Origin of the sequence: Paenibacillus curdlanolyticus YK9 (assembly GCF_000179615.1) — a bacterium.
Classification (GTDB): domain Bacteria; phylum Bacillota; class Bacilli; order Paenibacillales; family Paenibacillaceae; genus Paenibacillus_T; species Paenibacillus_T curdlanolyticus.
In genome coordinates, this window is the sequence record NZ_AEDD01000013.1 from 1 (window position 1) to 18,366 (window position 18,366).

The window sequence follows — 18,366 nt, forward strand, 5'->3', positions numbered from 1 at the left end:
TCACGCCCGAGATTTGGATGTCAAACGATTCAAAGACTTATGCTGGCGGCATTGTTTATTAGCGCTGGATGACTGGATTTTCTTGCCGATCGCCTACCTCTCGATCAAAGATGAGCCCCAGCGCTGTCAGCAGCTCGTGCTCTCGTTCATCGGCAAATTCATTTCGAAGGAACTGCCTTCCGAATGGTCCTGGTTGGAGGCAGAAGCGGTCCGCTTTGCTCGGCGCCTGCTTCGTCCGTTCGCCCCATCTGAGCTTGCAGGCCATTTGCGTATTACGGACCGCCATGCACGGAGGCTGCTGCACAAACTTGTTCATCTGGGCGTATTGATTGCGACGAGCGGGAAAACGAGGTATCGCCTTTACCGTTTGCGTCTGGATTAGCTGCAACGGCGCGTTTCGCGGGAAATAGAGCTCTGCGGTCCGTTAGAAATGCGACTACTGGCTTTCCCCAGTTGTCGGGCGGTATCTATTCAATCAATCCGAGCATGGACGGGGATTCTAACGGACCGAGGAGGCCTTATTCGGCTCAAATCGGGCACTTTTTTGCTGTAACGGACTCAGGAGACCTTATTGGGCCAAAATTGCCCCTTCGCAGCCCAGAATGTGCTAAATAAAGGCTGTGAGGTCCGTTACAGTTGCAATCGGCGCGTTTCGCGGGGGTTAGCGGCTCTGGAGTCCGTTAGAACGTTCTAATGTTAGAAAACCGCCTCCCCCGAAGGGAGAGGCGGTTCAAAGAGATCACACATGTGCGGTACTTTGCCACATTGTCCCACGATACGGTAGGGATGCCTTTCCGTATCATACTCTCGCATTACGTCGTACAACACTGCCATGCACAGCCGTACTCTGTCATGCAACCGTGCGTGCCAAGCGAGACATCCATACTACCCCGCCGCTGCTACTACATCAAATAAACGCGCGCCTCATATGGCCTTAGCGTACAATGCTCCAGCGCATTCGCACTCGCATTCGCATCCGCATCCGAGCCCTCGACCGGGTAGTTATGCAGCGCAAGCCGCACATTGCCGTCGACTACTCCAGCAGGAAGATGCAGCTCCGCGGCATGCGGCGAGAAGTTGCATATGACCAACGCCTTGCCGCCCTCGCCGGAGCGCGTATAAGCGAAAATCTGCTCATGCTCTGCCAGCAGCAGCTCATACGTGCCATAGACAAACAACGAATGCTCCTTGCGCAGGCGCGCCATCGCTTTATAGAAGTTCAGAACAGAATCCGGGTCCGCCAGCTCGCGCTCCACGTTAATGTTACTGTAGTTCGGGTTAACGCCCATCCAAGGCGTTCCTGTCGTAAACCCGGCGTTCGGCGCGTCGGACCATTGCATCGGCGTTCGCGAATTGTCGCGGCCGCGGTTCCAAATGATTTCCATCACTTCTTCATGCGGACGCCCATTCTCGGTTTCAATGCGATAGTAGTTTTTCATGCCGACATCGTCGTAATCGTCGATGGACTCGAATCGAACGTTCGTCATGCCCAGCTCTTGACCTTGATAAATGTACGGCGTGCCCTGCATGAAGAAGTAGCACACGCCCAGCATTTTGGCGCTCTGCACCCGATATTCGCGATCGTTGCCCCATGTGGATACCGAACGAGCCTGATCATGATTCTCGAAGAATAAAGCGTTCCAGCCGCGATTCTCAAGCCCCTTCTGCCATTTGGTAAGCGTATGCTTGAGTGCAGGCACATCTACCGAGCTGTCGGCACCTCTATCCCAAAGCCCCAGATGCTCAAACTGGAAAATCATATTAAACTTGCCGTTTTCCTCGCCTACCCAATCGTCAGCCTGCTCGATGCTAACGCCGTTCGCTTCGCCAACGGTCATGATGTTGTACTTGTCGAAGGTGCGTTCCTTCAGCTCCTTCAAATGCGTCTGAATGCCTTCGCGATTCATATGGCCATCGAACGATGACACATACTCCCGGCCATCCGGGTTCGGCATATCCGGCAAGCCCGGCAGCTTTTTGATATGACTGATCGCATCCACGCGGAAGCCGTCGATCCCTTTGTCCAGCCACCAATTGACCGTGTCGTACAACGCTTCGCGCACCTCAGCATTTTCCCAGTTCAAATCCGGCTGCTTCACCGAGAAAATATGCAAGTAATATTGCCCCGTCCGATCGTCAAATTCCCAAGCCGAGCCGCTGAATATGCTCTCCCAATTGTTCGGCTCTCTGCCATCTCGGCCATCCCGCCAAATGTACCAATCTCGCTTCGGACTATCGACAGAGGACCGGGATTCAATAAACCACGGATGCTCGTCGCTCGTATGGTTAATGACTAGATCGAGAATGAGCTTCATGCCTCGCGCATGGGTCTCCTTCAACAACTCGTCAAAGTCCGCCATCGTGCCGAACTCATCCATAATGTCTTGATAATCGGAAATATCATAGCCGTTATCGTCATTCGGCGATTTGAAAAACGGGCATATCCACAGCACGTCAACGCCAAGCTCCTTCAAATAATCCAGCTTCGCGATAATGCCCTGCAAATCCCCGATGCCGTCTCCGTTGCTATCCATGAAGCTTCGTGGATAAATCTGATAGACCACAGCTTCCTTCCACCACACCTGATTCATTATGCTTCCGCCTCCCATTGCTAATCCATGCCTACTTCAACAATTTCCCACAATTGTCCGCTCTCCATACCTTTTCTATATAAAAAAACCCTTGATGCTCAAGGGTTCCTCTCGTCTATTTCCACAATATTCGTTTAGCGGCCCGTTCGTTCCGCTACAGCCACAGAACCAGCGCCAAAGCAATCAATGCAGGAAGCCCCTGAACGAGAAGGATCGAACGTTTCGCGCTAAAGCCCCCATATAGAGCCGCAATGAGCACACACGTTAGGAAAAAGATTTCGACTTCCTTTCCCGTCGCCGCATTCGGATGAATGAGCCCCCACACGAGCCCTGCGGCAAGAAATCCATTATATAGCCCTTGATTCGCCGCCAACGGCTTCGTGATCTCGGCTTGCTCGATGCTCGTCCCGAAAGCCTTCCGAGCGCGCGGTGTCGTCCATAGAAACATCTCCAATATTAAAATATAAACATGCTCAACTGCCACTAGCCCTACGAAAAATTGTGCTAACATATCCGTTCTCCTTCTCTTGGCCTCTACCGCTTCATCCCATCACGATTTTGGCGAATTTTCTTTTTCCTGCCTGAACAATGTCACCGCTTTGAATGACGACGCTCTCGTTAGGGTCAAGAAGCTTAACCTCATTGATTTTTACCGCTCCTTGCGCAACACTGCGCCTCGCTTCGCTAGTGGAAGCTGCGAATCCGAGTGTTACCAAAAGCTTGCTGATCGAAATGCGCCCCTCCTCCAGCAGCTCTCCCCCCACATGCGCTTCGTCGATTTGATCAGGAAGCGCTCGCTTCTGGAATACAAGGTTAAAATGCTGCTCCGCTTGTTCAGCAGCCTGCTCCCCATGATACATGCGAACCAGATGCTTGGCGAGCTGAACCTTAACATCGCGCGGATGAACGTCTCCTGCTTGCAAGTCTTGCTTCAGCTGTTGAAGCTCCTCAATGGTAATGCTCGTGCTCAGCTCATAATATTTTAGCATCAGCTCGTCCGGAATCGACATCGTCTTCCCGAATATTTCATTCGGTTCTTCATTAATCCCGATGTAGTTGCCTAAGCTTTTGCTCATTTTCTGAACGCCGTCCAGCCCTTCCAGCAAAGGCATCAGAATAGCGACTTGACCGTCTTTGGAACCAAATGCGCCTTGCAGCGTTCTGCCCATCAAAATATTAAAGGTTTGATCCGTACCGCCAATCTCTATATCGCTCTCCAGCGAAACCGAATCATATGCCTGCATAAGCGGATAGAAAAACTCATGTATGTGGATAGGCTGACTGTTTCCATATCGCTTGGCAAAATCATCGCGTTCAAGCATGCGGGCAACCGTAAGCTTCGATGCTAGCTCCAATACATCTTGGAAATTCATTGTTTCGAGCCATGCCGAGTTAAAATGAAACTTGGTCTTCTGCGGGTCAAGAATCTTATACAGCTGCTGCTCGTAGGTTGCCGCATTTCGTCTGACATCCTAAGCTCAGCTGATCCAAAATCAAAAGGCGGCGCCGAGGATCAACCTCTGCACCGCCTATCTATTTCAGTCCACAATTAATCGTGGAAGTTCATGCCGTTCGTTACCGCTTGAACGTAGCCCGTGCGAACAACGAAGTCGCCAAAATGCTCGCCTTTGTTGCGCTCAGCAGCGTAACGGTTGATGATCGGCTGAAGCGTACCGATAATTTCATCTTCTCCAATGTTTTCACGGTACAGCTTGCTCAGGCGGTCGCCGGAGAAGCCTGCGCCCATGTACATGTTGTACTTGCCTGGCGATTTGCCGATGAACGCGATTTCGCCCAGTGCTGGACGCGCGCAGCCGTTCGGGCAGCCTGTCATGCGGATGTTGATTTCTTCATCGCGCAAGCCAGCTTGCTCTAGGATCGGCTCCAGCTTCTCGATCAGCGTCGGCAGGTAACGCTCAGCCTCAGCCATTGCAAGACCGCAAGTTGGCAGGGCTACGCAGGACAGCGCGCTGCGGCGCAGCGCCGAATATTGCGTGCCTTCCGCAATGCCGTACTCGTTCAGAAGCGCGACGATTTTCGTTTTCTTCTGTGCGGTTACGTTCGCAATGACCAAGTTTTGGTTAGCTGTCAGGCGGAAATCGCCTGTGTGGATTTTCGCGATTTCACGAAGCGCCGTTCTCAGCTTGTACCCTTCGATGTCTGCGATACGTCCGCTCTGGATGTACAAGGTAAGATTCCATTTGCCGTCTTTGCCTTTGATCCAGCCATAACGGTCGCCCGTATGCTCGAACTTGAATTCGCGAGCCGGCTGAAGCTCCCATCCCAAACGGTCTTGCAGCTCATCGACGAACCAATCCAAGCCGTGGCGGTCAACGGTATATTTGAAACGTGCGTATTTACGTACGGAACGATTGCCATAATCGCGTTGAATCATAACGGTTTTCTCTGCCACGTCCAGCACTTGGTCAGGCGTGATGAAGCCGATAACGCGAGCAAGCTGCGGATACGTTGCCGTATCGCCGTGCGTCATGCCCATGCCGCCGCCAACGCTAACGTTGAAACCGACAAGCTTGTCGTTTTCTACAACAGCGATGTAGCCAAGATCCTGCGAGTACACGTCAACGTCATTGGACGGCGGTACTGCGATACCGATCTTGAATTTACGCGGCAGGTAAACAGGGCCATAGATTGGCTCGACTTCTGCCGTCTCGCCATTTTGCTCCAGGCTGTCTACAACCTTCTCGCCGTCGAGCCAAATCTCATGGTAAGCAGGCGTTTTCGGCGCAAGATGCGACGTCAGCTGCTGCGACCAGTAGAATACTTCGCTATGCACTTCCGACTGGTATGGATTCGGATTACACATGACGTTACGGCTTACGTCGCCGCAAGCTGCCAGCGTCGTTAGCAGCGCATCGTTGATTTCTTGAATCGTGCTTTTCAGATTCCATTTCAATACGCCATGCAGCTGGAAAGCTTGACGCGTCGTCAGACGCAGCGTACCTGTACCGTATTTGTCAGCCAATTCGTCCATAACGAGCCATTGTGCAGGTGTCGATAAGCCGCCTGGCGTAACGACGCGAAGCATGAACTGGTAGTACGGCTCCAGCTTTTGCTTCTCCCGCTCGTTGCGGTAGTCGCGGTCATCCTGCATGTAGCTGCCGTGGAATTTCAGAAGGCGGTTGTCCAGCTCAGGCAGTCCGCCCGTTACGCGGTTATTCAGCGATTGCGTCATCGATCCGCGGAGATAATTACTCTCCAGCTTGAGAAGTTCTACGTCACTCGGCGGTCCGCCGATCGGCTCGACCTTATGGTTTTTTGCCATGATTGTTATTAGCTCCTTTGCCCGCATCCGTCGGATGGGTTCATGCTTATTGCATCTATGTCACGATACGCTTCCGAACAAGCGCTTAATATACGTCGCGTTGGTAACGTCCTTGATCCTGCAGCTCCGACACGTATGCCGCTGCCGCTTCAGGCGATTTGCCGCCATATTGGCCGATAATCGAGAGCAGCGCTGCATGGACGTCATGCGCCATATGCTTCTCGTCTCCGCAAACATATACATGCGCGCCGTTTTGCAGCCATTTGTACAGCTCTTCGCCATTTTCAAGCATCCGCTGCTGAACGTATACTTTCTCTTTCGAGTCGCGCGAGAATGCTACGTCCAGATTCGTCAGCACGCCGTCCTTCAGCATGCGCTGCCAGTCGGTTTGGTACAGGAAGTCCGTTACGAAATGGCGGTCGCCGTAGAACAGCCACGTTTGGCCGCCTGCGCCCAGCTCTTCGCGCTCTTCAAGGAATGCACGGAACGGCGCTACGCCTGTGCCCGGCCCAACCATGATCACCGGCGTATCCGGATTAACTGGCAGCTTGAAGTTCGGGTTCTGCTGGATGAAAATCGGCAGCTTGTCGCCCGCTTCAAGACGCTCGGATGCGAACACCGAGCAAACGCCTTTGCGCTCGCGGCCATGCGCTTCGTACTCCACTTTGCGGATCGTCAGATGCACTTCCTCCGGATGGGAGTTGATGCTGCTCGCGATCGAATACAGGCGCGGCGGGAGCTTGCGAAGCAGTGTCGCTACGTCAGCCGCTGCAAGCGTCCAAGGACCGTGGTCGCGAAGCAGATCAAGCAGATCGCGGCCAGTCGTGTAGGCTTTCAGCTCTTCTTTATTTTCTGGCTTCACCAGGTCTGCCAGCTTGCTGCTGCCCGAGAAGGCAACCGCTTTTTCCAGCAGGGGCTTAGTCAATACCGTAATTTCAAAGTGGTGCAAAAGCGCCGTGCGCAGCGAAGACGTCTCGCCTGCTTTGCCTGTTACTACTGCATCCTCCGAATTCCACTTCAGCTCCGCGATGATCGCATCAACCAAAGCCGGATCATTCGTCGGGTATACGCCAACTGCATCGCCAGGCGCATACGTCAGGCCGGAGCCTTCGAGCGAAAGCTCAACGTGGCGCGTCTCGCGGTCCGAGCCTCTGCCGTTCAGGTTCAAGTTGTCGAGCACTTCCGCCATGAACGGGTTGTTGCGGGAATATTCGGATTCCGTTGCTGCTGCAGACGCGGAAACAGCTGCGCCTGCCGTGCTTTGAACTGCTGCTGCAGGAGCCGCAGTTACGGCACTCGTTACAGCTGCGAGCCAGCCAGCTGCCGAATCTTCGAAGTCTACGTCGCAATCGACGCGGTCAACGATCCGCTGTGCGCCAAGCTCTGCGAGCTTCGCGTCGAAATCTTGGCCTGTTTTGCAGAAAAATTCATACGACGTGTCACCCAGTGCAAGCACGGAGAATTTCACTTCGTCCAGCTTCGGCGCACGCTTGCTGTGCAAGAACTCATGGAACGACATCGCGTTATCCGGCGGATCTCCCTCGCCGTGCGTGCTTGCCACGATGAAGAGATATCCCGCTTTTTTCAAATTGTTCGTTTTGTACTTATTCATCGCCGACAGCGTAACCTCGAAGCCCTCGCCCTTCAGCTTCTCTGCCAGACGTCCTGCCAATCGCTGCGAATTGCCCGTCTGCGATCCGAACAAAATCGTCGCTTCGCGTGGACCTTGCGGCACAGCCGGCGCTGCTGGCGCCTCCGCAATCGCGCTTGCCGCCGCTACCGATGCTGCTGCGCTTACGTCCCCTGCGCGATAAAAGGCTAAATAGCCGCCTAACCAATTAATTTGAGCTTCCGTCAACGTCGGGAGCAGCTTGTTGAGTACTTCTGCTTGCTCGCTCGTAAACGGACTATTCGTCACTTGAAGTTGCAACTCCATCCACCTCACATCATTCTCTGAAAATTCAAAATTCCGACCATGTTACTAAGTTTTAACCTGTGTTAATACTACCGCAGACTACGATTTGGTTCAATGATTTCGTCGACATTTGTCTATAAGATATTCTGTAGTATTTATTATTTTTAGTTATAAAGGCAGTGGCTAGTCAAATAATGGGGAAATGCGGTGTCGAAAACGTGAAAAAAGCCACTTTGGATGAAGTGGCTTGGGTTAGTTATGGTTGAAGGAGCCCAAGTAGTCCTGATCGACAACTAGTACACCTCTGTTGTGTAGCTTTGAAACGTAGTTAGCAGGAAGCGAGCTTTTCATTTTATTAAACAATTCCCGTCCCATCATACAAAAAGGCTCTATCGATGGTTGGGCTCCTTTGTTAAGCTTCCTTAGTCGGACCGGTTCCCCTAGTTCAAGATAGGTCTGAACAACACTTGCTGGTTGGGAAGTCCATAGATCAACGGAAAGATTAATAAAAGGCTGTAATTTAGACAAATCAAATCTTAATGGAGGATAAGCTAACAGCACATCATCCTCAGAGGTAATGAAATGTAATGTAATTTCATTAGCACCATACATCCAAAACAAGCGAAGTTCGTGATGCATAGCTGAATCTAACAATAATTGTTTATAATCATGTGTATAATGTTGGTCATAACCTAGTATGAATTTTTTAGACAGTAATCTATCATTCCACTTCACGATTTCCTCAAACGAATCATGCTCGGCATGCCAATATCCCGATTTAAAAGGAAAGTACTTAAAAATAATCGTATAAATATCTTCTACGAATGTAGGAGAATAAGAAGAATAAGGAAATGAGAAGTGAATGCTATAATAGGGGGGCATTCATTCAACTCCCGACGAATGATAATTACAAAGTTTATAACGTTGAGAGCCTAAAACTAATTCGCTATAGAGATACATGTATTGAAGTATGTAATCGGAATCAAACTTATTATTTTTATGATATTTCAACAGAAGTTCTACGTATTCCCTATAAAATGCTAACGTTTGAGCTGACTTCTTATTCAACTTTATTGATTTTAAATAGGCGTCTAGACGGGCTAGCTTATCAAAGGTAAATGTTGAAACTTTTTGAATCTCACATTCACTCATGATTTCAGAATGATTACCCGTTCTAATCGAATGCCATAAATCATCTAACCATTGCTGATCTTCGGCTAGCATTTCATAAACAGGCTTAATTAATGCTTGGTCTGACTTCAGTTTTCTAGATTTCACAAAATCCACTTTTGATCGCCTCCCTCACTGATGGGTTGCAAAATGCTATGAAATACCTTCGCACTGCTCCCTAAACTCACGTATTGACTCCAAATAACCTACTTGTGTCTCGTATTTAGATTTCATCTTCAATATCTCATTCTTTTCTTGAACGTACTCAACGATTAATCTCGGATCATTCAGCAATACCTCTATTCGATACCGTTCAAGCTCCTCGAAGTGTTCAATTTGCTCAGCAGAATACACCGATAATTGAGCAACAACTTGTTCCTCTTTTGCCACAATCACTTCCGATACGTCTGACCATTTCATTAAGCCACTGTCGAGCAATATACACGCAGCCTTCAAATCGTTCTCTTCATATGGATCTAACCGATTAAGAAGAATGATTAATTCAGCCTGTACTGCTTTAACTAAATGGAGAGGCCAATTTGGAATTAATCGCTCCAAAATCCAATAAACCCACATCGTATCATCAGACAACAAAATCCCCTTCACATGCGGCATTACTTCCTCAGGATGAGCACTCAGTATTTCAACAATTGAACAGGCGTTCGGCCAGTTCATATCCTGTATGCCCTCGAGCAATTCCGGAATGAATGGCTGTATATCTTTCGATTGAACGATAAATGCTAATCGAACATCATCTACCAATCGTGTGTTCCCCTCACCTAATGTCCCTCACTGTTACTATGCTCTGATCGCGTTAAGCCATATGTAATTTAACATTCAACATGTCCCCTATTGAATTGTTGTAGGAAACCTACACAATTGCAATAATTCAAGCAATGTCATTACTTCTAACGGACTCAGCGGGCGTTATTTGGCCGAAAAGCAAGCTTTTCTGATTCTAACGGACCCAGGAGACGTTATTTGCTCAAATTGACTCCTGCGAGCATGTAAATCCTCCAAATAACGGCACTGGGGTCCGTTGCAGAGGAAAACTAGGCATTTTACTCGAAATAAGGGCTGTGGAGTCCGTTAGCCGTGTGGCGTAGTGACGACACAATGACAACAGTGACGCTATAGTAGTAGTCGGGCAGCAGGGGGAGGGACAACAGCAGCCAGAAGCGTGAGAAAGATCTGACGGTTGAACAGCTGCTTGGCGAGTTTAAGCAAATTAGCGACCGACAATGTGCAATTACGGCGGTGCGACTGGTGCAGCAGTGCGACACTCGCGGCTTTAGCCGCAATAGCGTCCATGACGGCATTTGCAGTAATTCCACCGGCCGCACACTTGCAGCTTTAGCCGCAATAGCGCGTCCCGGCATGACCACAGCGATCTCTCGCAGCTCGCCAAATACACCAGCACCGGAGCACTCAAGGAGCAGCAGCAGCAGCAATAATCACCATCCACGGCGATTATACCATGCCCTGCCAACAACGATGCTGCCCAAAAACAAACCAAAAACCGGCACGCCCCATCGGGCGTACCGGTTGCTTCTAAACCACGCGATGCTTGGATTGGTATCGGTGTCGCTAGTCGCTGCGCTAAGCCGACTCGCTCCCAATCGCCGCGACGAAGCGCTCTGTAATCTCAAGCGGCCTCGTAATCGCTCCGCCGACGACGGCGGAAGCTGCGCCCAGCGTCAGGCAGCGCGCCAGCATGTCCGGCGTGCGCACATTTCCTTCCGCTATAACCGGAATCGAGACGGCTGACAGCACAGCCTTGAGAAACGCGAAGTCATTATCATACAGCTTGGAAGCCGATGTCCCAGCCGTATAGCCGTGAAGCGTAGTCGAGACGCAGTCAAACCCCAGCGCCGCGGCGGCTACCGCTTCCTCGACCGTGGAGATGTCGGCCATAAGCTCTACAGATGGGCTGCACCTCCTGCAATAGTCGACGAGCTCGGCGGTCGTTACTCCGCCCGGCCGCACCCGGCTCGTTGCGTCCATTGCGATCATTTCGCACCCGCTTTCCAGCAGCTCGTCTATTTCCTGCATGGTCGCGGTAATGAAGACATCGCTGCCTTCATAATCCCGCTTGACGATACCGATGACAGGCAAGGAAACTTCGGATTTAATCGCGCGAATATCTGCCAAGGTGTTCGCGCGAATGCCGACCGCCCCGCCCTGCATGGCGGCCAACGCCAGCTTGGCCATGATCGAGGGACTATGCAGCGGTTCATGCGGCAGCGCTTGGCAGGAAACGACGAGACCGCCGACGATTTCCTTAAGCATCGCGTCCATCTCCTTCGGCTCGCTCAGCCCCTTTAGCTCCCTCGGCTCCCTCGGCTCCCTCGGCTCCTTCAGCCCGTTCAGCTCCCTTAGCTCCCTCAGCCCCTCCCGCCGCCATTCCATAACGAGCAATCGCAGCGATGATTTCCTCATTCAGCACAGCAAGCGAAGCGTGGTCCTCCTCGCGCACCGGGAGCAGCGGGAGCCGCGGCTGTCCGGTCTGAATGCCGCGCAGGCCAAGCACATATTTGCATGCGCCATACAGCGAAGGGTAGCCGAGCAGCTTTTTGATCAAGCCGTTAATGGTCGTCTGCAGCGCTTGCGCCTCCTGAATATGACCGTCCTTGAACAGCTGGTTCAAGGCGCAGAACAACTCCGGCATTACGCCGTACGTACCGCCAATACCGCCATCGGCTCCCATAATTCGTCCAGCCAGAAACTGCTCGTCAGGTCCGTTGAAAACAAGGAAGTCGTCCCCGCCGGCAACCTTAAATTGCTGCAGATCGAAGGTGCTTTCACCGGACATTTTGACCCCGATCACCTTCTCCTGCGCAGCCATTCTCGACAGCAGGTTTAAGGAAAGGTTAAAGCCAGTCGTCTGCGGGATGTTATAAATGATGAACGGCAGCGACGTGCTGTCGATCATTTGCTGCCAGTGGTTCTCGACCGCAGCCTCTGACAGCCGATAATATATGGACGGCACCGCCGATATCGCATCCGCGCCCCATTGCTCGGCATGCCGCGACAGCTCCACGCTGTCACGGGTAGCGTTGGCGCCTACATGCACGATAACGGTCAATTCGCCTTTCACTTCTTCCATGACCGCCTCCAGCATCCGCTTGCGTTCTTCCACGCTTTGCAACATCCCCTCGCCCGAGCTGCCGCATACATACAAGCCCTTCACGCCTGTCGAAGCATAATAACGGGCAAGCTGTCGCGCACGCTCCCGATCGACCTCACCGTTCTCGTCGTAAGCCGAATACAGGGCGATATAAATCCCTTCAAATTGATTGATCAATGCGGTTGCCATAGCTGTCACGCTCCGTTTCTTCTGTATAAAAAAATGGATAGATTGCGCCATACAAGGCGGCCCGATTGCCCAGCTGGGCTGCCACCAGCGGTGCATGCCCGAACTGGGCGGGCACATAACGATTCAAATGTGCTCGGATAAAGTCCAGCAGGAATTCCTTCTGCTCCGAAACGGCCCCGCCGATTACGATCATGGCTGGATCGGCAACGAGCGTAATTTCGGCTAAGCCTCGCGCGACTTCTTCCGTCCAGCGAGCGATCAGAGCCGCGCACGCTGCATCGCCGCTGCGCGCGAGGTCGAACAGCTCGCGCCCGCCTCCGTGAAAGTCCGGCAGCTCGGCCGCTGCCATTTGCATTAAAGCCGTCATCGATGCCCGCTGCTCGTAGGTCGTTCCTGATCGTTTATCGTACAGCGCATGCCCGACTTCACCCGCCCGGAATCGCCGTCCGTGAACGAGCTGGCCGCCGCTGAAGAGCGCGCCGCCGATGCCTGTGCCGATCGTCACGCAGAAGAAATGCCCATAGCCGCGTGCCGCTCCCTTCCACCATTCGCCGCATGCTGCCGCATTCACATCGTTCGCGACAGCGACAGGCAAGCCGTACCGCTGCTGAAGAAGCGCCTTCAGCTTCGTGCCCGCATATCCCGGTAGCGTGTCTCCCGCGAACAAGATTGCTCCGCTCAACGGGTTCACCACGCCTGCCGTACTGATGCCAACTCCCTGCACGCCGTCATACACCGACATCAATTGATCGATAATGCCGTATAACGCCTTCGGTATCTGATCGCCTGCATTCCCGATAGGCGTCAACACTGCATGATGGAAGAGGATCGTCGCCTTCTCGTCGAAAACAGCATATTTGATCGAAGTGCCGCCGATATCAATCCCGATATAATGCTTCATGCTACATCCCCGCCATTTTCGTTATTCCTTCACGGCCCCAATGGATATTCCACGGGTAAAATACCCTTGGAACAAAATGAAAATGAGGAGCATTGGGACTGCCGCGACGGTTGCGCCAGCCATTTTATAAGCGAAGTTCGGGTTCAAATCCTGCATCAGCGTCGCGATGCCGACCATAAGCGTCTTGCTTTCCTTCTCTTGGCCAACCACGAGCTGCCATAGGTAGTCGTTCCAAACCTGCACGAAATTCAAAATAAACAATGCGCCAATACCCGGTTTGACGATCGGGAGCAAAATCTGGAGAAACGTTCGGACTTCGCCCGCTCCATCGATCCGCGCCGCCTCGCGCAGCGCATCCGGCGCGCTGTCGAAGAAGCCCTTCAGCAGAAACACGCCGAAAGCGATTGCGACATTGGGCCATATCATGCCGTATACGCTGTTCACCAGTCCCAAATCCTGCGTAATCCGGAACAATGGAACGATCATAACTTCCTTCGGCACCATCATGCTGGAGACAAACACGATGAAAATAACGTTTCTCCCCTTGAACCGCAGCTTCGAGAATGCATAAGCCGCCATAGCGCTTGCGATGACGACCAGCAAGGTTGTTAACCCCGCGACATACAAGCTGTTGAAGGTCCAGCGAAGCGCAGGCTGATTGCGAAACACTTCGGTATAATTGGCGAACGTGAATGTCCGTGGCCACCAGTCCGGCGGCATCTTGATCACATCCGAGCTGTTCTTGAGTGAGCTTGTAAACAGCCAATAGAGCGGAAACAGGTTAGCGACCGCGAATACGCAAACCAAAATGTTAGCGAAAACATCGTACAGCTCCCGCTTTTTCGGAAGATTAACTGGTTGCATGGATATCCCTCACCTCTCTTTGAACATCGCTCTTAGCTGAGGCACAGAGAGCAGCAGCGTAATGATAAACATGATGACCCCTACCGCGGATGCGACGCCAAGCTGGTTATACTTGAACGCATTATTGTAAAGGTAGTACATCATCGTGACGGTCGCATTGTTCGGTCCGCCGCCGGTCAGCATCTGAATGACCACGAAGATTTTCAAGACGGCGATAATGTTAATGATCGTAATGTAGATCGTTGTCGGCTTGACGAGCGGAATGAGGATTTGGAAAATGACCTGTACTCGGCTTGCGCCGTCCACCTCGGCCGCTTCGAACAAATCCTTGGGAACGCCGATCATGGAAGCAATATATAAGATGATCGCCTGACCGACATTCGTAGCGAAAGTGACGAAGATGACGACCGGCAATACCGTATTTTTGTTCCCTAGCAAATTAAAAGTAGAGAGGTTCATCTCCCGCGCGGCATACGAAATAAGCCCATTAGCGGGATTGAGCAAAAATCCCCATACCATACTCATGACGACCATCGAGACCATAACCGGAATGTAGTAGCTTCCTCTAATGAACGAGACATACTTCGCGTTCTTGTCAAAGACGGCTGAGGATACGAATAAAGCAAAGCCTACGGTCAAAATGACGATAAAGACGACGAAAATGATCGTGTTGACAATCGATTTGAAAAATACCGGATCATGGAACAGCGTGCTGTAATTTTGAAAGCCGACGAACGTTTCTTGCTGATATTGCACCTTGTACAGGCTCAAGCGAATCCCCTCAATAATGGGGTACACGATAAAGATCAAAAACAGTACGAGCTGTGGCATGATGAACAGATAGCCCGTTACGTTTTCCTTCCAAGTCTGATTGCGTAATAATTTCATGGACATCCGTTCCCTTTCTTATCCGGCGCTCCATCGCCACCAGCGGCGATGGAGCGCCGAGCATGAATTGATAACCTAATGCGATTACTTCAGAACGGAGCTTTCTCTCGCCTTTTGAATGACGCTGTTGCCCTTGGTTTGATAATCCTTCATGGCCTGCTCCGGCGTTTTCTCGCCGACATAGATCGCTTGCAGCTCTGGATAGAGCACTTGTCTGAGCTCGCTATAGCCAGGCACGTTGCCCGTGAAGCTGAACATGTGCGGAGCGTTGGCATCGTAAGCCGAGAACAATGGGTATTGCGACTTCAGCTCTGCAACGACGGAGCTTCTGACCGGAATGCTGTTTTTGGAAGCCTTGACGAGCTCCGGATCGCTGGAGAAGAACTTCACAAAGTCCTTGGCAACCTCGGTTTTCGTCGCGTCGCTCGATTTGAATACGCTGGCGCCTACAACGTATGTGAATGTAAGCGGATCGCCGCTTATCGATGGAATGTTAGCCAATCGGATATCGAACTTCGGCGATTTGCCAGCGTTCATATCCGCCTTCGCATTGTTGAATAGAATCGCGTTCGTGAAGCTGATCGCCAGCTGCTGGTTCTGGAACATCGCGTTCGCATCATTGGACGATACGGACTCCGCGCCCGGGTTCGTATAGCCTGCTTTATAAATATCCTTCAGCCATTGCGCAGCCTGAATGCCCTTCTCGTCAGCGATGGCGATGTTGCCTTGGTCGTCGAAGAATTTGCTGCCGAACATCCGGAGATAAGCAAGGTTCCAGGTATCGCCTTGATTGTTAAGCGCATAGAGCGCCATCGGGTAAGCGTTCGGATATTTGTCCTTCGGCAGGTTCTCCTTCAGCCCCTTCAAAATTTGGTTATACTCGTCCATTGTCCATGTTTTGATCTCGTTGTCGCCGCCGACGAACGATTCAAGGCCCGCCGCCTTCAGCATATCTGCGTTGTATGCGAACGTTCCCGGGTTATGCGAGAACGGGTAGAAGTAAATATCCTTACCGTACGTGACGTTGTCCCAATAGCCTTGGTCGATATCCTTCTTGGCTGCATCGTCCACGATATCGTTGAGCGGCACCAATGCGCCGCGATGCGCATAATCGCCCATTGCAAAAGCGCTTTCAAAGAACACGTCCGGAGGTGTTCCGCCGTTGAGATTGACGTTGAGCAGCTCATCGCGCTGGTCGCCTGCTACGACTTGAACGTTTACTTTTACATCGTACTTGTCATACTGCTTGGCAAACTTGTCCGCCGCATACTTGAAGAAACTGTCATAATCGGCATCCGCTTCCGTTGCGTCGAAGACGCCTTTCCACTGCGGCGTAAGCCATAACGCGATTTCGACCTTTTTCTTGCCGCTTGCTGCAGTATCGGCGCCCTTATCGGTACCGGAGCTTGCGGAATTGCTGGAGCAGCCCGCCAGAAGGGCAATGATAAGCAGGAATGAAGCCACTGTCGACAAACGTTTGTTGCGCATCGTTCTTTTTCCCCCTCGATTATCGTGTTGATTTCTGCTGCCAATCTTCGAGATTAAAACAATCCGACATGAACCTTCATCACGACTTTCCGCACCTTGGAGACGGCTGACTCCGTTAACCCCGGCCGATGAATGTCATCCGGGAACAGCACCATGTACATGCCCGGCTTCAGCGTCATCATCCTCTCGCCTTGCAGGTCGCCGTATAACGCAAAATCATTCACTGCATCATAAGGCTGCGTTGGCTCGTTTAACCCGTCATCCTGTTTCCAGCCGATGATCTCTTCGCCCTCAATCACATAATGAATGTCAAGATATCGTTCATGCTTCTCGGCTGGCTGCTCGCTCTTAAGCTTGGTCTCATAGCGCATCACCCTTGCAGACAGCTCCCCGCCCCAGACAGGGTACACACCTTCTTCCAGTGTGCCCATATCCTGCTGAGCCAAATAATCGATCGCCTTGCGAAGCACGGGATGCATTCGTTGCCGCTGGGTTTCCCACTGGCTGATGGAGCCTACAATCATCTGTGTCTGTCCCCCTCTTCTCATCGTCCGAGCCTTCCTGAACTTCGGTTGCGAAAGGTTCTACGCTCATTATAGGGCCCGCAAGACGGGTCCCAACAGGAACGGAATTATCGGGATTTGTTCACTATTATTCGAATTTCCGATACTATTCACTTTCTTGCGATCGACTGTTCACAAATTTATGAATACGCTTACACAAAAAGAGCCCCCCGATCATCGGGGAGCAGAATGCGCGCTATTTTTTCTGATGCAACGCTCGATATTTCTGGGGGCTGACGCCTTTTATTTTTTTGAAAATGCGGCCGAAATAATTGATGTTCTCATATCCGACCTGCTCTGCAATCCAATAGCTCGGGTGGTTCGTCTGTTCAAGATAAGCAGCCGCTTGCTCGATGCGCATGGCGTTAATCCAATCCGTGAACCCAAGGCCCGTCTCCTTCTTAAAAATCGTACTCAAGTAGCTTTCGCTCATATTAATCATGGCTGCCGCCTGCTTGAGCGATAGCTCCATCGTATAATTGGCGCCCATATAATCCAGCAATCGCTTGATATCCTCGCGCGACGGCTCGCGCCTGCCCTGACCGGCCACCGATGCGATTGCAGCCGCATAGAAATCGGCAATCTCCTCCCAGCCGGTTAACACGCCGCTCCATTCCGCCGATAGCGTTATGCCGAGCAGCTGCTGCGATGCGCTGACAAGATGGCTTACGGTCCGCTCCAGCTCTCCCTCGTCATAGGCTGGCAGAGCTAGCAGAGCAACCAGCCCTGCGCTTTCTATGGCGATAGGCGATGCGCCCAGCACCTCCCCCAGCTCCGCCAAGACCAAATGCTCCAGCAGCCGAATCGCCGATTGCGCCATTGCGCCGTCCCGGATCTGCTTCACCGACAATACAAGAAGAACGCTTGTCGCTGGCAGCTCCTCTTCGCCTGCAGCATCCGGCTTCTCGCCTGAAATCCAAGCCCCCAATCGCCGCGTTAAGCCCTCTTTATCGTTCTCCTTCAAGCTCGTCCCCTGTTGTTCGGGAGCACTTGTCTGCGTAACGCTATCGGCTAATTTGGCTGAGGCTTCAATCAGCAGCTCCAGCAGCTCCGAAGGCTTCATCGATGTCTTCAGCAAATAGTCCTCCACGCCGAGCTTCATCGCCTTGCGGACATAGTCGAATTCATTGTGGCTGCTCAGTACGATGGCTAACGTCTGTGGATATCGCTTCTTCACGATCTCGATCAGCTCCAAGCCATCCATGCGCGGCATGACGATATCGGTCAGCAAAATATCCGGGATTTGCCGCTCCATCAGCTCAAGCGCCTTCTCTCCGTCCGGCGCGTCACCGATAAACTCGAAGCCATGCTTCTCCCAGTCGATCAGCGATTTGATCCCCAACCGCACCAGCAGCTCATCGTCGACCAGCATCACCTTCATCTTCAT

At 51.9% G+C, this 18,366-nt stretch carries 15 protein-coding genes and 2 pseudogenes; 1 reads left to right on the plus strand and 16 read right to left on the minus strand.

The features are described from left to right. Positions 1 to 382 (plus strand): annotated as a pseudogene (locus tag PAECUDRAFT_RS21185) (transcriptional regulator); the annotation flags it as partial. A gap of 520 nt (positions 383 to 902) precedes the next feature. Here PAECUDRAFT_RS21185 and PAECUDRAFT_RS21190 read toward each other — a convergent pair. The 16 genes and pseudogenes from PAECUDRAFT_RS21190 to PAECUDRAFT_RS21265 all read right to left on the minus strand — a co-directional run bounded on the left by PAECUDRAFT_RS21190 (position 903) and on the right by PAECUDRAFT_RS21265 (position 18,366). Continuing rightward, positions 903 to 2,591, minus strand: a complete 1,689-nt coding sequence (locus PAECUDRAFT_RS21190; RefSeq protein ID WP_006040201.1) for a glycoside hydrolase family 13 protein — start codon at positions 2,589 to 2,591, stop codon at positions 903 to 905. Positions 2,592 to 2,745: 154 nt separating this feature from the next. Beyond that, positions 2,746 to 3,102 (minus strand): DUF1304 domain-containing protein, encoded by a 357-nt coding sequence (locus PAECUDRAFT_RS21195; protein WP_006040202.1) that lies wholly within the window; start codon positions 3,100 to 3,102, stop codon positions 2,746 to 2,748. A 31-nt stretch (positions 3,103 to 3,133) separates the two neighbouring features. Beyond that, positions 3,134 to 4,063 (minus strand): annotated as a pseudogene (gene tyrS, locus PAECUDRAFT_RS21200) (tyrosine--tRNA ligase); the annotation flags it as partial. A gap of 77 nt (positions 4,064 to 4,140) precedes the next feature. Next, positions 4,141 to 5,874 (minus strand): assimilatory sulfite reductase (NADPH) hemoprotein subunit, encoded by a 1,734-nt coding sequence (cysI, locus tag PAECUDRAFT_RS21205; RefSeq protein ID WP_006040204.1) that lies wholly within the window; start codon positions 5,872 to 5,874, stop codon positions 4,141 to 4,143. Between the two features lie 85 nt (positions 5,875 to 5,959). After that, on the minus strand, positions 5,960 to 7,804 hold the full coding sequence (locus PAECUDRAFT_RS21210) for an assimilatory sulfite reductase (NADPH) flavoprotein subunit (protein ID WP_006040205.1): 1,845 nt from the start codon (positions 7,802 to 7,804) through the stop codon (positions 5,960 to 5,962). A 237-nt stretch (positions 7,805 to 8,041) separates the two neighbouring features. Next, positions 8,042 to 8,671 carry a hypothetical protein gene (locus PAECUDRAFT_RS21215; protein WP_006040206.1) on the minus strand — a complete coding sequence of 210 codons (630 nt, stop codon included), beginning with the start codon at positions 8,669 to 8,671 and terminating at the stop codon, positions 8,042 to 8,044. Next, entirely contained in the window at positions 8,672 to 9,076 is a 405-nt protein-coding gene (locus PAECUDRAFT_RS21220; protein ID WP_006040207.1) for a hypothetical protein, read from the minus strand. It abuts the gene before it with no gap. Positions 9,077 to 9,112: 36 nt separating this feature from the next. Further along, positions 9,113 to 9,721: a DUF5071 domain-containing protein gene (locus tag PAECUDRAFT_RS24975; protein ID WP_006040208.1), complete on the minus strand. Its 609-nt coding sequence runs from the start codon at positions 9,719 to 9,721 to the stop codon at positions 9,113 to 9,115. An 837-nt stretch (positions 9,722 to 10,558) separates the two neighbouring features. After that, positions 10,559 to 11,248: an N-acetylmannosamine-6-phosphate 2-epimerase gene (locus PAECUDRAFT_RS21230; protein WP_006040210.1), complete on the minus strand. Its 690-nt coding sequence runs from the start codon at positions 11,246 to 11,248 to the stop codon at positions 10,559 to 10,561. Next, on the minus strand, positions 11,241 to 12,275 hold the full coding sequence (locus PAECUDRAFT_RS21235; RefSeq protein ID WP_006040211.1) for a dihydrodipicolinate synthase family protein: 1,035 nt from the start codon (positions 12,273 to 12,275) through the stop codon (positions 11,241 to 11,243). Before PAECUDRAFT_RS21235 ends, PAECUDRAFT_RS21230 begins: the two co-directional genes overlap by 8 nt. Further along, positions 12,247 to 13,176, minus strand: a complete 930-nt coding sequence (locus PAECUDRAFT_RS21240; RefSeq protein ID WP_006040212.1) for an ROK family protein — start codon at positions 13,174 to 13,176, stop codon at positions 12,247 to 12,249. The genes PAECUDRAFT_RS21235 and PAECUDRAFT_RS21240 overlap by 29 nt, the downstream gene beginning before the upstream one ends. Positions 13,177 to 13,197: 21 nt before the next feature. Continuing rightward, positions 13,198 to 14,040 carry a carbohydrate ABC transporter permease gene (locus PAECUDRAFT_RS21245; RefSeq protein WP_006040213.1) on the minus strand — a complete coding sequence of 281 codons (843 nt, stop codon included), beginning with the start codon at positions 14,038 to 14,040 and terminating at the stop codon, positions 13,198 to 13,200. A gap of 9 nt (positions 14,041 to 14,049) precedes the next feature. Next, entirely contained in the window at positions 14,050 to 14,928 is an 879-nt protein-coding gene (locus PAECUDRAFT_RS21250) for a carbohydrate ABC transporter permease (RefSeq protein ID WP_006040214.1), read from the minus strand. An 84-nt stretch (positions 14,929 to 15,012) separates the two neighbouring features. Further along, the gene (locus PAECUDRAFT_RS21255) at positions 15,013 to 16,416 is read right to left on the minus strand and encodes an ABC transporter substrate-binding protein (RefSeq protein WP_006040215.1); all 1,404 of its coding nucleotides are present in this window, start codon (positions 16,414 to 16,416) and stop codon (positions 15,013 to 15,015) included. Positions 16,417 to 16,469: 53 nt separating this feature from the next. Continuing rightward, entirely contained in the window at positions 16,470 to 16,964 is a 495-nt protein-coding gene (locus PAECUDRAFT_RS21260) for a YhcH/YjgK/YiaL family protein (protein ID WP_083814236.1), read from the minus strand. A 211-nt stretch (positions 16,965 to 17,175) separates the two neighbouring features. Beyond that, complete coding sequence (locus tag PAECUDRAFT_RS21265) at positions 17,176 to 18,366, minus strand: response regulator transcription factor (protein WP_006040217.1); 1,191 nt, start codon at positions 18,364 to 18,366, stop codon at positions 17,176 to 17,178.

Bases quoted from the DNA above. Each gene is read 5' to 3' on its own strand.
- PAECUDRAFT_RS21190 (WP_006040201.1), bottom strand. From the start codon at position 2,591: ATGAATCAGGTGTGGTGGAAGGAAGCTGTGGTCTATCAGATTTATCCA.
- PAECUDRAFT_RS21195 (WP_006040202.1), bottom strand. From the start codon at position 3,102: ATGTTAGCACAATTTTTCGTAGGGCTAGTGGCAGTTGAGCATGTTTAT.
- cysI (WP_006040204.1), bottom strand. From the start codon at position 5,874: ATGGCAAAAAACCATAAGGTCGAGCCGATCGGCGGACCGCCGAGTGAC.
- PAECUDRAFT_RS21215 (WP_006040206.1), bottom strand. From the start codon at position 8,671: ATGCCCCCCTATTATAGCATTCACTTCTCATTTCCTTATTCTTCTTAT.
- PAECUDRAFT_RS21230 (WP_006040210.1), bottom strand. From the start codon at position 11,248: ATGCTTAAGGAAATCGTCGGCGGTCTCGTCGTTTCCTGCCAAGCGCTG.
- PAECUDRAFT_RS21235 (WP_006040211.1), bottom strand. From the start codon at position 12,275: ATGGCAACCGCATTGATCAATCAATTTGAAGGGATTTATATCGCCCTG.
- PAECUDRAFT_RS21240 (WP_006040212.1), bottom strand. From the start codon at position 13,176: ATGAAGCATTATATCGGGATTGATATCGGCGGCACTTCGATCAAATAT.
- PAECUDRAFT_RS21245 (WP_006040213.1), bottom strand. From the start codon at position 14,040: ATGCAACCAGTTAATCTTCCGAAAAAGCGGGAGCTGTACGATGTTTTC.
- PAECUDRAFT_RS21250 (WP_006040214.1), bottom strand. From the start codon at position 14,928: ATGAAATTATTACGCAATCAGACTTGGAAGGAAAACGTAACGGGCTAT.
- PAECUDRAFT_RS21255 (WP_006040215.1), bottom strand. From the start codon at position 16,416: ATGCGCAACAAACGTTTGTCGACAGTGGCTTCATTCCTGCTTATCATT.
- PAECUDRAFT_RS21260 (WP_083814236.1), bottom strand. From the start codon at position 16,964: ATGAGAAGAGGGGGACAGACACAGATGATTGTAGGCTCCATCAGCCAG.
- PAECUDRAFT_RS21265 (WP_006040217.1), bottom strand. From the start codon at position 18,366: ATGAAGATGAAGGTGATGCTGGTCGACGATGAGCTGCTGGTGCGGTTG.